Consider the following 12,418-nt stretch of genomic DNA (forward strand, 5'->3'; position numbering starts at 1 on the left):
CTGGAGGCGAGGGGATGAGGAAGCGGCTCTAGTTGCGGACGAGTCCATTCACACAGCAGGTCTCGTTCTCGTCCCGGAAGGGGGCGGAGACCCGTTCACGGACTTCCTGATCCGCATCAACGGGCAGAGAGCGCGGTTTCGGTTCTGACGTCGGGGCCTCCTCAGGTTGCCACGAGGAACTCGTACACACCGGCATGCATACTCGTATAGACGAGTGGGCAAGTTGTGTGGCAAGGTGATCCCGTTCCCGGCGTCGCCGGGTTCGAAGGATGCATCTTGTCTAGACGAGTAGATGGGAAGAAACTTGCGCACCATCCGTGTGGAGACCTCGGCCGCGACGATCCTGCTGACCGAGGCGCCCGAGCCCAAGGTCCGCGACCGGCAGTCGGGTGAGATCGCGAAGGACGCCGTCAGCGGTGAGGCGCTGATGACCATCGGCGTCGTGTACATCGAGGAGGGGGAGTCGTCCCTGATCAAGGTGACCGTTCCGGAGAGCGGGGTGTCGGAAGGGCTCGCCCTCGGTGCCCCGGTCTCCCTGCCGGGCCTGGTCGCCCGACCGTGGGAGAGCGTGTTCAACGGCCAACAGCGCCACGGCATCGCCTTCCGGGCCGCCGCCGTCACTCCGGCCGCCTTCCCTGCCGCCGTGGGGGCGTCGGCCTGATGACCGACCTGGCAACGCTTCTGGAGGTGGGTGGTCCCGTCGCCGCGCTCGGCGGTGGGGCCGCCTACGCCCGGGCGCGACACCCCGGCGTCTACTGGTCCACGGTCGGCTTACCGGTGTCCACGGTCCGGCTGCTCAGCTCCTACGGCTCCGTCATGGAGGCGTGCGGGCTGACCGTGGCCCCCTCCCGGCTGCGGGTCTTGGCGGTTAAGGCCACCTCCCGCCGCGAGGTCCGGCCGGTACCGCCGCGCCGGGGGATCATCCGGCCGACCACGACGGGGCTGCGGGTCCGCCTGCGGCTCGCCCCGGGGCAGGAACCCGCCGACGTGGCCGCCTCCGCCGAACGGCTGCGGCACGCCTGGGGCGTCCACGCCGTCTACGTGACCACGATCAAGCCGGGCGTGGTCGAACTGCGGCTCGTCGGCTTCGACGTGCTACGGCGGGTGCGTATGCCGCGCAAGCTCCGCCCGGACCTGCTCCGGGTGCCGGTCGCGCTGCGCGAGGACGCCACTCCGTTCGTACGCGACTACCGCACCGTTCCGCACCAACTCACCCTTGGCGCCACGCTGTCCGGCAAATCCATGTACCTGCGTCACCTCGTCGCCGGCCTCGCTCGTCAGCCCGTCGCCCTGGTCGGCATCGACTGCAAGCGGGGCGTGGAACTGGCGCCCTTCGCCCCGCGCCTGTCGGCGCTCGCCACCGACCCGGAGCAGGCCGCCGAGCTGCTGCCCGTGCTCATCAAGGAAATGGAGGACCGGTACGACCTGATCAAGGCCCGGCAGGGCTTTGCGCCGAGCACGCCGGACGAGGAGATCACCTCCGACGTCTGGGGCCTGCCCGAGAACGAACGCCCAGTGCCCGTCGTGCTGTTCGTCGACGAGGTGGCCGAACTCTTCCTCGTCGCCACGAAGAAGGACGAGGAACGCCGGGACGAGATGGTCACCCAGCTCATCCGCCTCGCCCAGCTCGGCCGGGCCGCCGGCATCTACCTGGAGGTCTGCGGCCAGCGCTTCGGCGCCGAACTAGGCAAGGGCGCGACCATGCTGCGGGCCCAGTTGACCGGCCGCGTCTGCCACCGCGTCAACGACGAGGCCTCCGCCAAGATGGCCCTCGGCGACATCGCCCCCGAGGCGGTCTCCGCCGCCTGCGCCATCGCCCCCGAACGGCCCGGCCTCGCCGTGGCCGGTGACACCTCCGGCGGCTGGTCCCGCATTCGCACGCCGTACCTCTCCCTCGGCGACGCCGCCGAGACCTGCCGCGAGTGGGCTCACATGGTCCCCGACCTGCCCGCGCTCAAGCCCTTCCGGCCCGACGTGCCCGTACGGCTGCCCGTCGAGACCCCGAGCCCGGCCGTGCGGCCCCGCCCGGTGACCGACTGACCCGCGTCCGCACGCATCCCCGGTCGGCGTGACCGCCTCACGCCATGTCCCTACCCCTCCCATGCCCGAACCCGGAAGGAGCCGCAGCATGCGCGCCCACCTGGCCCGCGTCGACGCGGTGCTCGTCCAAGCGGTCATCGCCGCCGCGCTGTCCTTCGCCCACCTGCACGACGTCGCCTCGGCGGCCGGACAGGACGGGTGGAAGGCGTGGGCCTATCCCGTCTCGGTCGACCTGCTGCTCGTCGCCGCCTGGCGCCGACTGCGGTCCGGCGACGCGAAAGCGGCCGGGTGGTGCTGGTTCCTGATCGCCCTCGCCGCGTCCCTGGGCGCGAACGTCGCCACTGCCGGGCTGCTCGACCTGGACCACGTGCCGGCCTGGCTCCGCATCCTCGTCGCGGGCTGGCCCGCGGTCGCCTTCCTCGGCGGAACCCTCCTCGCCCACTCGTCACCGACCACGCACGACGAGACCAGCGGCGCCGTGGGTCAGGAGGCGCCCGAGGACATCGAGGACCAGGAGGACGCGCCCGATCCCGCACCGGAACCCCCGGCGCCTCCGGCAGTCGAGCCGGTACCGACTCCCGCTCCGGCCCCGCCGCCGGTCGCCGTCCCGGCCGCCCTGGTCGAGCACGCCCGCAAAGTCGCCGCCGAGCACCACGCCCGCACCGGAGCGGCCATCGACACCCCGACCCTGCGCGCCCGCCTCGGCGTCCCGCCGCCCATGGCCGACGCTATCGCCGCCCAGCTCTGAGAGGAGACCCACGTGACCGCCAGCCGCCGTTTCCGCTCCGTCACCCGCATCGGCCCCGTTCAGGTCGGCACGTCCTACGACGGTCGAGGCCAGGAGAAGCACACCGCCGCCTGCACAGCCCCGCGCTGCGGCTTCTCCGCCGACTACGACAGCCGCGCTGCCGCCGAGCTGGCCGCCCGTACCCACCGCTGCCCCGTCCGCTGAAAGGACCCGGAAACCGTGACCGTCAGCCTGCCGCTCGTCGTCGTCCTCGGCTTCTTCGCCTGGGGAGCGGTCAAGTTCCTCGGCGTCCGCACGTGGATCGTCGTCCTGATCGCCCTCTTCGGCTTCTGGCTCTCGCACACGTTCATGGCCCCGGCCATCGAGTCCGGTACGCGCTCCGGCGTGGACATCGTCAACGGCTCACATGACTAGACGAGTAGGTAAGGAGAGCTTCGCCGTGTTCCTGCCCAAGTACCCCGACAGCCCGACACCGCCGCCCGCATACCCCCGCACCGTTGCCGACCGGGCGCCCGCGCGGCGTCCCGCCCCTCATATCTCCGTCAGCACGGGAGCGGTCGCGGCCGTCCTCGTCGGCGGCGTCGTGCTGACCGCACTCCTGGCCGCCGTCGCCGTCACGGCCGTCTCCGTGGCCGTCGCAGCCGTGGTCCTGCGCTCGATGCTCCGCGACCAGCACCGCCGCTGACACACCAGACCCCCGGGGCGGCCTCGATACCGCCAAGCATCCGCCGCCCCGGGGGCCCTCTCCCTCCAGCCGAAACCAGAAGGAGAAGCCATCATCACCCGCGCCACTCCGCCCCCGCTCCACGAACTCGGCGAACTGGCCGCCCTGGGCACCATGCCCGCACCCCTGCGCCAGCTCGCCGGCCTCGGCGGCTGCACGCACCCGATCCGCCTCGACGGCCACCGCACCGAATACGCCGTCGACACCCGCACCGGCGAGATCGGCAACGTCCTCCACCACCTCGACTCCTCCAGCCTCCCGGCCGGTCACCTCCTGGTCCGCTGCAACAACCGCCGCACCACCCGGTGCGCGGCCTGCGCCGAGGTGTACCGCCGCGACACCTTCCACCTGATCACCTCCGGCCTGCGCGGCGGCAAGGGCGTCCCCGAACGCGTCGCCGCACACCCGCGCGTCTTCGCCACCTTCACCGCGCCCAGCTTCGGCCCGGTCCACAACCGCCCCACCGGCCCGGCCGGTTCGGTCCGCCGCTGCCGCTGCGGCGCCCTCCACGACCAGGACGACCCCGCCCTCGGCACCCCGCTCGACCCGGACACCTACGACTACGAAGCGGCCGTGCTCTGGAACGCGCACGCCGGTCCGCTGTGGCGGCGTTTCTCCATCTACCTGCGCCGGGAGGTCGCCAAGCGCGCCGGCCTCACCCAGCGGGCCTTCTGCGACTACGCCCGGGTGTCCTTCGCCAAGGTCGCCGAGTACCAAAAGCGCGGAGCCGTCCACTTCCACGCCGTCATCCGCATCGACGGCCCCGAGGGCGGCGACACCCCGCCTCCTGCCTGGGCCACCGCCGAGCTGCTGACCGACGCCATCCGGGCCGCCGCCACCGCCGCCCGCGTGGACGGCCCGGTCATCGACGGCCGCGCCCACACCTTCACCTTCGGCCGTCAGCTCGACGTCCGCACCATCCGCTCGGCCGACTTCGACGGCGGCCAGGCGCTGACCGAGCGGGCCGTCGCCGCATACATCGCCAAGTACGCCACCAAGGGCGCCGAGACGGCGACGGGAGCTCTGGACCGGCCCCTGAGGTTCCTCGCGGAACTCGCCCAGCTCGACATCAGCGACCACGCCCGCCGGCTGATCCGCACCGCCTGGACCCTCGGCGCCCGCAAGGACCTCGAATACCTCCGCCTGCGGGCCTGGGCCCACATGCTCGGCTTCCGCGGCCACTTCTCCACCAAGTCCCGCCGCTACTCCACCACCCTCGGCGCCCTCCGCGACGCCCGCGCCGAATGGCGCCGCGCACAAGCCCTGGCGGCGGCCGAGACCGACCCGGACACGACCCTCGTCCTCGCGCACTGGGTCTACGCCGGAACCGGCCTCACCAACACCGAAGCCTGGCTCGCCGAAACCCTCGAACCCGCTCCCGGAACGGAAGGAGAACCGACCCATGCGTGATGACGAGTTGCTGACGGTGCCCGACGTGATGGCGCGGCTGAAGGTCGGACGCTCCACGGTCTACGACCTGATCCGGTCCCGTCGCCTGCCCTCGATCACCATCGGCCGGTGTCGCCGCATCCCGGCGCGGGCCGTCCGCGAGTACATCACCAACGAACTGGAGGCGGCGGCCTGATGGCCCAGCAACGCAAGCGGAACCCCAACGGCGCCGGCACCATCACCAAGCGCAAGGACGGCCGTTTCCAGTGCGCGGTGTACGTCCTCCAACCGGACGGCACCCGTGCCCGCAAGTTCGCCTACGGCAAGACCTGGGCCGAGTGCGACGCCAAGCGTCGGGAACTGCTCGACAAGGTCGACCAGGGCGTGCCCGTGCCGACCCGGTCGGCCAGACTCGCCGAGTGGCTGCCGTACTGGCTGGACAACGTCATCAAGCCTCGGCGGAAGCTCAGCACGTACGACAAGTACGAAGCGCACGTCCGGCTCTACCTGGTACCGCTCCTCGGTGCCAAGCGGCTCGAATCGCTGGGCGTCGCCGACGTGCGCCGCTTCCTCGTCCGCCTGGAGGAGAAGACCACGGCGGCGACGGCCAAGGAGGCACACCGTGTGCTGCGTTCGGCGCTGTCCTCGGCGTGCCGCGAGGAACTGATCACGCGGAACGTGGCCAAGCTCGTCGAACCTCCTCGCACAGACAACCGCGAGCTGAAGCCCTGGACACTGGACGAGACGCTCATCTTCCTGGCGGCCTCCCGTAAGGACCCGCTGTACGCGGCCTTCGTGCTCGCCATCGCCATGGGGCTTCGCAGGGGAGAGATCGTGGGCCTGCGCTGGGCGGACGTCGACCTCGACGGCCGCGTGCTGTACGTCCGTCAGCAGGTGCAGCGGCGCCGGGGCGTGTTGTACGACGACGATCCCAAGAGCCGTCGTCGCCGTGCCGTCCCGCTGCCCGCGCTCTGCATTGCGCCCCTGCGCTGGCACCGGATGCGGCAGGTGGCGGCTCGGGCGAAAGCGGGGGAGACCTGGCGTGAGTCGGACTACGTCTTCACCACCCGCACCGGCCGCCCGGTCGAGCCGCGGAACCTCTACCGGTCCTTCACCCGCGTCGCCCGGTCCGCCGGCCTCCGGGTGATCCGGCTGCACGACGCCCGGCACGGCACGGCCACGCTCCTCACGGCGGCCGGGGTCGCGCCCCGCGTGGTGATGGAGATCCTGGGGCACTCCCAGATCAGCATCACTATGGATGTCTACACGCACGTCGTGCAGGACACGCAGCGGGAGGCCATGAGCCACATGGACCGGCTACTCAGGAAGCGGCGTCCCGGTCGTCAGTGACCGACGCCGTTGATGTCAGAAGTGGATGTCAAAGGCCCCGGACCAAGATCGGTCCGGGGCCTTTTGGCTGGTGCCCCCGGCAGGATTCGAACCTGCGACACCCGCTTTAGGAGAGCGGTGCTCTATCCCCTGAGCTACGAAGGCAGTGGTGTGGTCCGGAAGACCACAGGCGTCAGCGTACCGGATGCGGGTCGGGGCGGTGGGGGGTCGGGGCGGGGGAGGAGAGGGGGCCGGTGCCCGTCGCCACGCCCGGTGGGCTTCCCGTGCCCGTACGGGCGCCCCTCGTCACCCTGACCCGGTAACCGCCCTCCGGGCCCTCCCCGGTGACCTGCACTTCCACCCCGCTTCGTGTGTCACGGAACGTCTCGCCGGGGGTGTACGGGGCGTCGGACAACTCGGCGTGGACGTTCGGGGAACGGGTGCAGCCGCCGCTGTCGCGGCGGGCGTCGTGGACCGTGACCGGGCCCATGCCCGTGTCGACCTCCGCGTCGACCTCGTAGATCAGGACGCCCGGGCGGCACACCGCCTCGTCGTTGCCGGCGCGCGTGCGGACCTCCACGGCGTAACCGGTCCTGCCGTCCACGGGGAGGAAGACCAGCTTGGGGCCGCCCGCCTCCGAGAGGGGCGTGAGGGTGAACTCCGTCGTGCCGGGGGAGGCCGCGCAGTGCACCTGGGCCGCGTCCAGCCAGCCCAGTTTCCACTTGTGCCAGCCGAGGAAGTCGTTGTTGGCGCCCCAGTCCTCGCTCATGATGTCCCAGTGGCCGACCGCGCCCCCGCCCTCGGCGGTGTAGAGGTCGGGCAGGCCGAAGACGTGGCCGTTCTCGTGGGGGAGTACCCGGTAGCCGGTGCGGTCGTAGGAGCCTGATCCGTCGTCCTGGCGCGAGTAGACGAACGAGGCGTTGGCGACGGGGACGCCGTCGGCCTGGGGGGCCTCGGTGTTGCCCGCGAACGTGACGGACAGGACGGTGTCCAGAGCGGAGGGGCCCGCGTTCGGGGTGACCAGGACGTTCAGCAGGTCGTAGCGGCCGAAGTCCACCTTCGGGTCGGCCGCGGCGACGAGGTCCTGGACGAGTGCGCGGTAGCCGGGCTCGAAGGGGGCCCCGCGCTCTATCCCGTAGTCGTGGAAGGACTGGGGCATCCGCAGCCAGTCGGATATCGGGGTCTCGGGACGGTAGTCGAGGCGGCCGTAGGAACTGGTGCGGAACCACTCCGTCGTCTGCGGGAAGAACTCCCGGTAGCGGTCCAGGGCCCGGCCCTCGCCGGGGGCGTCCGAGAAGTCGATCATCAGGGTGAGGGCGCGCACGGTGCCGGTGGAGCGGGCGTAGCCGGCCGATGTCGGGATGCCCTCGGACATCTGGACCTCGCGGGCCGGGCGGATCAGGCAGGGGGCGTGCGCGGGCGTGCGCGACAGGGCGGACGGGGCCGCTCCCGCCGTCATGGCGTCGGGGGCCAGGTGGCTCGATCCCGCCGAGGTGCTCACCGTGAAGGTCAGTGCGGTCACGCAGGCCAGCGCGGCCAGACGCCGCCGGGGTATGCGGCGGCGGGGGAGCGGCTCGGGACCGCCCTTGTCGTCGCCCCCCTTGTCGTGGCCACCCTTGTCGTGGCCGCCCTTGTCGTGGCCACCCGTGGGGTGGCCACCCATGGCGTGGCCCCCGTTGTCGTCGCCCCTGTTGTCGTGGCGTCGGGGCGGGTGTCCGCCGCTCTTCCCCCGCCGGGATATGCCGCCGCCGACCTGTTCGCCGTCGTCCTCACCACCGCGTCGGCGTATGCGGTGGCCGAGCGGCCCCGCGTTGCTCGTGCGGGGGCGCCGGGGCCGCGGCTGCGGCTGTGGCTGCGTGCCAGGGACCTGCAAGGGACCTCCCGCGCCACGGCAGCCTCCCGTCTCCGGCTGCACCCTTGCGCTCACCCTGCGGCGCCGTGTGCGGGGTCGCCCGCTGGACGAGACCGATCGTGGGTTTCCCGCGAGTAGCCCGCACCGTCGACTTGCGCGGGGGAAGGGTCCGGGGTGGTCCGGGGCACTCGGCCCTGTCTCGGTATCCGCTCCGGCTGTGCCGTGCCGTTCCGCCGCCCACCCCCGACGGTGGCCGTTCCGTCGCCTCCTTCCGACGGTGGGCCACTCCGCCGCCCACTTCCGACGGTGGGCCACTCCGCCGCCCATTTCCGGCCGTGGGCCGCTCAGCCGCCTGCTTCCGACGGTGGGCCGCCCCGCCGCACCCCTCGCCAATGTGACCCAGGTCACAAACAAAGTTTCCGCTGACGGGAAATACCGGGGACCCACTCCCCGTTTAGCCATGTGTCCGACTGAAACGGGGAGCCGCTCCCCGGATCATCAACCACACGCCACAGGAGTGCACCGTGCAGACCGCCACCCCCGCACAGCGCAAGGCGCCCCGGCCCCGTGCCGACGCCCTGCGCAACCGGGAGCGGATCGTCACCGCCGCCCGGGAGATGTTCGTCGAGCACGGCCCCGAGGTGCCGCTCGACGAGATCGCCCGCCGGGCCGGCGTCGGCAACGCCACGGTGTACCGCCACTTCCCCGACCGCGACGCCCTCGTCCGCGAGGTCGTCTGCTCCGTCATGGACCGTACGATCGCGGCGGCCGAGTCCGCGCTCGCCGAGACCGGCGACGCGTTCGAGGCGCTGGAGCGCTTCGTGCACGCCGCCGCGGACGAGCGGGTCAGCGCGCTCTGCCCGATGGTCTCCAGCACGTTCGACCAGCACCACCCGGACCTGGAGGCCGCGCGCGAGCGCGTCGAGCGGCAGATCGAGGAAGTCATGAACCGGGCCCGGGAGGCCGGTCAGCTGCGCTCCGACGTGGACGTCGGGGACGTCATGATCGGCGTGGCCCAGCTCAGCAGGCCCCCGGCCGGTACGGACTGCTTCCGCGCCGACCGTTTCGTCCACCGTCATCTCCAGCTGTTCCTGGACGGGCTGCGGGCTCCCGCCCGTTCAGTCCTGCCGGGCACGGCCACCACCCTGGAGGACCTGCGCCGCCCCTGACCGATTAGTTCCGCCCTTTCCACACGTCTGTAGACCAGGCGACAGTCCCAGCGGCCGCCGCAGCGGGCGAGCCGTCACCTTTCGTCGCACTTTTTCCGTCACGAAGTCCCGAAGTGGGTACCCCCATGTCTGAAACAGCCTCCAAGGCCCGCGTCACCCCGGCCGTACCGGACGAACCGGATCCCGGCCGCTGGAAGGCGCTCGTCTTCATCGCGCTCGCCCAGCTGATGGTCGTCCTGGACGCCACCATCGTGAACATCGCCCTGCCCTCCGCGCAGCAGGACCTGGGCATCTCCGACGGCAACCGGCAGTGGGTCGTCACGGCCTACGCCCTCGCCTTCGGCGGTCTGCTGCTGTTCGGCGGGCGCATAGCCGACCTGTGGGGCCGCAAGAAGGCCTTCGTCGTCGGCCTGGGCGGCTTCGCCGCGGCCTCCGCGCTCGGCGGCGCCGCGACCAACGAGGCGATGATGTTCGGCGCCCGCGCCCTCCAGGGTGTCTTCGGCGCCCTGCTCGCGCCCGCCGCGCTCTCCCTGCTCGCCGTGATGTTCACCGACGCCAAGGAGCGCGCCAAGGCGTTCGGCATCTACGGCGCCATCGCCGGTGGTGGCGGTGCCGTCGGCCTGATCCTCGGCGGTTTCCTCACCGAGTACCTGGACTGGCGCTGGACGTTCTTCGTGAACATCCCGTTCGCCATCGTCGCCGCGGCCGGTGCCTACTTCGTCATCCGTGAGCCGAAGGGCGGCCGCAACCGCTCCCCGCTCGACATCCCCGGCGTCGTCCTGTCCACCCTCGGCCTGGTCGCCCTGGTCTACGGATTCACCCGAGCCGAGTCCAACGGCTGGAGCGACGCCGTGACCGTGGGCATGTTCGTCGCCTCGGCCGTGCTGCTGCTGGCCTTCGTGGTCGTCGAGTCCAGGGTCAAGGCTCCGCTGCTGCCGCTGCGCGTGGTCACCGAGCGCAACCGCGGGGGCATCTACCTCTCCCTCGGTCTCGCGATCATCGCGATGTTCGGCCTGTTCCTCTTCCTGACCTACTACCTGCAGATCGTGAAGGGCTACTCGCCGGTCAAGACCGGGTTCGCGTTCCTGCCGATGATCGCGGGCATGATCACGGGCTCGACGCAGATCGGCACCCGCCTGATGACCCGGGTCGCCCCGCGCCTGCTGATGGGCCCCGGCTTCCTGGTCGCCGCGCTCGGCATGCTGCTGCTGACCCAGCTGGAGATCGGCTCGTCGTACGCGGCCCTGCTGCTGCCGGCGATGCTGCTGCTCGGCCTCGGCATGGGCACGGCGTTCATGCCGGCCATGTCGCTGGCCACCCAGGGCGTCGAGCCCCGGGACGCCGGTGTCGCCTCCGCGATGGTCAACACCTCGCAGCAGGTGGGCGGCGCGATCGGCACGGCCCTGCTGAACACCATCGCCGCCTCGGCGACCACCTCGTACATCGCCGACCACATCGTGGGCGCGACCAGCCGGTCCCAGCAGCAGCTGGTCCAGCTGGAGGGGCAGGTGCAGGGCTACACCAGCGCCATCTGGTTCGCGGTCGGCATCCTGGTGGTGGCCGCCGCGATCGCCCTGACGGTGGTCAACGCCGGCCGGCCGAACATGACCCCGGCGACCGGCGCCGACGAGGGCGCGGCGGACGAGGTGCAGATCCCGGTCGTCGCCCACTGACGGCGGCGCCCACCTTCGGGCCGTTCGCGGATACGGGGAAGGGGACGCCTCGTACCCGCGACATCCAGGACCTGCCCCGGCTCAGCGGAGCCAGGGCAGGTCCGCACCCGCTTCGGCCGGCTGGAGTCCCTCGGCGATGATCCGCATGATCTCGCCGAGGGACTTCTGCTGTTCCGGGGAGAGCCGGTCGAAGACCGCCTGGCGTACGGCCTCGACATGGCCCGGGGCGGTCTGCCGCAGCACCTCGTAGCCCTCCTCGGTGAGGACGGCGAACTGGCCGCGCTTGTCGTCGGGGCAGTCCTCGCGGCGCACCCAGCCGCTCTTCTCCAGGCGCGCGATCGCGTGCGAGAGGCGGGAGCGGGTGATCTTCGCGAGCCTCGCCAGCTCGGTCATCCGCAGGCGCCGCCGCGGGGACTCGCCGAGCTTGACCAGCAGGCCGTAGTAGACGTGCGGCATGCCCGCGTCGCGCTGGAGCTGACGGTCGAGATGGTCGTCGAGGAGGGTGACGCCCTCCATGAACGACCGCCACACGCGCTGCTCCTCGTCGGTGAGCCAGCGCGGTTCCTGGGGCTCCGCGGCGGAGCCCGGCGACGGTGCGGATGCGGGTGCCTTCATGTGCTCCACTGTACGCGGACTCTCCTTGAACTTTAAACAAGTGTGTCTTACAGTTTTCAAGTAACAGGTCCCCGGAAGGAGCCGCCGCATGTCCGCCGCCATCGGGGAGCGCATGCCCGCTCTCTACCTCAGTCACGGTGCCCCGCCCCTGGCCGACGACCCGGTCTGGCCCGGTGAACTGGCCGCCTGGTCCGCCCGGCTGCCGCGCCCCCGGGCGATCCTCGTCGTCTCCGCCCACTGGGAGGAGGCCCCGCTCGCCCTCGGCGCGACCGACACCGTCCCCCTCGTCTACGACTTCTGGGGCTTCCCGCAGCACTACTACGAGGTGACCTACGCCGCCCCCGGCGCACCGCGGCTCGCCGAGTCCGTACGCAAGCTGCTGCGCGCCCCCGGCACGCCCGTCCAGGACGTCCCCGACCGGGGTCTCGACCACGGCGCCTACGTCCCGCTGGTCGAGATGTACCCGGAGGCCGACATCCCGGTGCTGCAGGTGTCCATGCCGACGCTGGAACCGGTCCGGCTCATGGAGATCGGCCGCCGCCTCGCCCCGCTGCGCGACGAGGGGGTGCTGATCGTCGGTTCCGGCTTCTTCACCCACAACCTGGCGGCGCTCCGGCAGGGGGGCGTCCCGGCCTGGTCGGCGGAGTTCGACGACTGGGGCCGGCGGGCCCTGGAGGGCCGGGACGTGGACGCTCTGCTGGACTTCACCCGCAAGTCGCCGGCGGGACGGCTGGCCCACCCGCGCACCGAGCACTTCGCCCCGCTGTTCGTGACCATGGGCGCGGCGGACGCCGCCGGTGAGCTGGACGCGCACGAGTCGGTGATCGACGGGTTCTGGATGGGTCTGGCGAAGCGGTCGGTGCAGTTCGGCTGACCGCC

14 protein-coding genes and 1 tRNA gene are annotated in these 12,418 nt (G+C 71.7%); 12 read left to right on the plus strand and 3 right to left on the minus strand.

From position 1 onward, the window contains the following. Positions 1 to 304 precede the first annotated feature (304 nt). The 9 genes from ACZ4M5_RS23020 (at position 305) to ACZ4M5_RS23060 (ending at position 6,251) form a co-directional block, all read left to right on the plus strand. Positions 305 to 661 carry an SCO3933 family regulatory protein gene (locus ACZ4M5_RS23020; protein WP_004986804.1) on the plus strand — a complete coding sequence of 119 codons (357 nt, stop codon included), beginning with the start codon at positions 305 to 307 and terminating at the stop codon, positions 659 to 661. After that, positions 661 to 2,040 (plus strand): FtsK/SpoIIIE domain-containing protein, encoded by a 1,380-nt coding sequence (locus ACZ4M5_RS23025; protein ID WP_467739666.1) that lies wholly within the window; start codon positions 661 to 663, stop codon positions 2,038 to 2,040. Before ACZ4M5_RS23020 ends, ACZ4M5_RS23025 begins: the two co-directional genes overlap by 1 nt. 88 nt (positions 2,041 to 2,128) lie before the next feature. Further along, positions 2,129 to 2,788 (plus strand): DUF2637 domain-containing protein, encoded by a 660-nt coding sequence (locus ACZ4M5_RS23030; RefSeq protein ID WP_467739668.1) that lies wholly within the window; start codon positions 2,129 to 2,131, stop codon positions 2,786 to 2,788. Positions 2,789 to 2,800: 12 nt separating this feature from the next. Continuing rightward, positions 2,801 to 2,992: a mobile element transfer protein gene (locus tag ACZ4M5_RS23035; protein ID WP_467739669.1), complete on the plus strand. Its 192-nt coding sequence runs from the start codon at positions 2,801 to 2,803 to the stop codon at positions 2,990 to 2,992. Positions 2,993 to 3,007: 15 nt separating this feature from the next. Next, positions 3,008 to 3,202, plus strand: coding sequence for a hypothetical protein (locus tag ACZ4M5_RS23040; protein WP_018471713.1), 195 nt, complete (start codon positions 3,008 to 3,010; stop codon positions 3,200 to 3,202). A gap of 25 nt (positions 3,203 to 3,227) precedes the next feature. Continuing rightward, positions 3,228 to 3,473, plus strand: a complete 246-nt coding sequence (locus tag ACZ4M5_RS23045; RefSeq protein WP_467739877.1) for a SpdD protein — start codon at positions 3,228 to 3,230, stop codon at positions 3,471 to 3,473. Between the two features lie 153 nt (positions 3,474 to 3,626). Next, the gene (locus ACZ4M5_RS23050) at positions 3,627 to 4,922 is read left to right on the plus strand and encodes a replication initiator (RefSeq protein WP_467739671.1); all 1,296 of its coding nucleotides are present in this window, start codon (positions 3,627 to 3,629) and stop codon (positions 4,920 to 4,922) included. Further along, positions 4,915 to 5,097 carry a helix-turn-helix domain-containing protein gene (locus tag ACZ4M5_RS23055; protein ID WP_359978610.1) on the plus strand — a complete coding sequence of 61 codons (183 nt, stop codon included), beginning with the start codon at positions 4,915 to 4,917 and terminating at the stop codon, positions 5,095 to 5,097. Before ACZ4M5_RS23050 ends, ACZ4M5_RS23055 begins: the two co-directional genes overlap by 8 nt. Next, positions 5,097 to 6,251 (plus strand): tyrosine-type recombinase/integrase, encoded by a 1,155-nt coding sequence (locus ACZ4M5_RS23060; protein ID WP_467739673.1) that lies wholly within the window; start codon positions 5,097 to 5,099, stop codon positions 6,249 to 6,251. The genes ACZ4M5_RS23055 and ACZ4M5_RS23060 overlap by 1 nt, the downstream gene beginning before the upstream one ends. A gap of 68 nt (positions 6,252 to 6,319) precedes the next feature. Here the strand turns inward: ACZ4M5_RS23060 and ACZ4M5_RS23065 are convergent. Both ACZ4M5_RS23065 and ACZ4M5_RS23070 read right to left on the minus strand, forming a co-directional pair. Next, a tRNA-Arg gene (locus tag ACZ4M5_RS23065) sits at positions 6,320 to 6,395 on the minus strand. A gap of 28 nt (positions 6,396 to 6,423) precedes the next feature. Then, positions 6,424 to 7,893: a M6 family metalloprotease domain-containing protein gene (locus tag ACZ4M5_RS23070; RefSeq protein WP_467739675.1), complete on the minus strand. Its 1,470-nt coding sequence runs from the start codon at positions 7,891 to 7,893 to the stop codon at positions 6,424 to 6,426. Between the two features lie 713 nt (positions 7,894 to 8,606). Between ACZ4M5_RS23070 and ACZ4M5_RS23075 the strand changes: the two genes are divergently transcribed. Then, a complete protein-coding gene (locus tag ACZ4M5_RS23075) occupies positions 8,607 to 9,251 on the plus strand; it encodes a TetR/AcrR family transcriptional regulator (RefSeq protein ID WP_467739676.1) in 645 nt (214 codons plus the stop codon). Positions 9,252 to 9,376: 125 nt separating this feature from the next. Beyond that, positions 9,377 to 10,924: an MFS transporter gene (locus tag ACZ4M5_RS23080; RefSeq protein ID WP_467739678.1), complete on the plus strand. Its 1,548-nt coding sequence runs from the start codon at positions 9,377 to 9,379 to the stop codon at positions 10,922 to 10,924. A gap of 81 nt (positions 10,925 to 11,005) precedes the next feature. Here ACZ4M5_RS23080 and ACZ4M5_RS23085 read toward each other — a convergent pair whose 3' ends face one another. Beyond that, entirely contained in the window at positions 11,006 to 11,539 is a 534-nt protein-coding gene (locus ACZ4M5_RS23085) for a MarR family winged helix-turn-helix transcriptional regulator (RefSeq protein WP_467739680.1), read from the minus strand. Positions 11,540 to 11,627: 88 nt separating this feature from the next. Here ACZ4M5_RS23085 and ACZ4M5_RS23090 point away from each other — a divergent pair, with 88 nt between their 5' ends. Beyond that, the gene (locus ACZ4M5_RS23090; protein ID WP_467739682.1) at positions 11,628 to 12,413 is read left to right on the plus strand and encodes a dioxygenase family protein; all 786 of its coding nucleotides are present in this window, start codon (positions 11,628 to 11,630) and stop codon (positions 12,411 to 12,413) included. The last annotated feature ends 5 nt before the right edge of the window (positions 12,414 to 12,418 follow it).

The organism is Streptomyces sp. NPDC026246, from assembly GCF_055567995.1.

Bases quoted from the DNA above. Each gene is read 5' to 3' on its own strand.
- ACZ4M5_RS23055 (WP_359978610.1), top strand. From the start codon at position 4,915: ATGCGTGATGACGAGTTGCTGACGGTGCCCGACGTGATGGCGCGGCTG.
- ACZ4M5_RS23070 (WP_467739675.1), bottom strand. From the start codon at position 7,893: ATGGGTGGCCACCCCACGGGTGGCCACGACAAGGGCGGCCACGACAAG.
- ACZ4M5_RS23080 (WP_467739678.1), top strand. From the start codon at position 9,377: ATGTCTGAAACAGCCTCCAAGGCCCGCGTCACCCCGGCCGTACCGGAC.
- ACZ4M5_RS23030 (WP_467739668.1), top strand. From the start codon at position 2,129: ATGCGCGCCCACCTGGCCCGCGTCGACGCGGTGCTCGTCCAAGCGGTC.
- ACZ4M5_RS23060 (WP_467739673.1), top strand. From the start codon at position 5,097: ATGGCCCAGCAACGCAAGCGGAACCCCAACGGCGCCGGCACCATCACC.
- ACZ4M5_RS23085 (WP_467739680.1), bottom strand. From the start codon at position 11,539: ATGAAGGCACCCGCATCCGCACCGTCGCCGGGCTCCGCCGCGGAGCCC.
- ACZ4M5_RS23050 (WP_467739671.1), top strand. From the start codon at position 3,627: ATGCCCGCACCCCTGCGCCAGCTCGCCGGCCTCGGCGGCTGCACGCAC.
- ACZ4M5_RS23025 (WP_467739666.1), top strand. From the start codon at position 661: ATGACCGACCTGGCAACGCTTCTGGAGGTGGGTGGTCCCGTCGCCGCG.
- ACZ4M5_RS23090 (WP_467739682.1), top strand. From the start codon at position 11,628: ATGTCCGCCGCCATCGGGGAGCGCATGCCCGCTCTCTACCTCAGTCAC.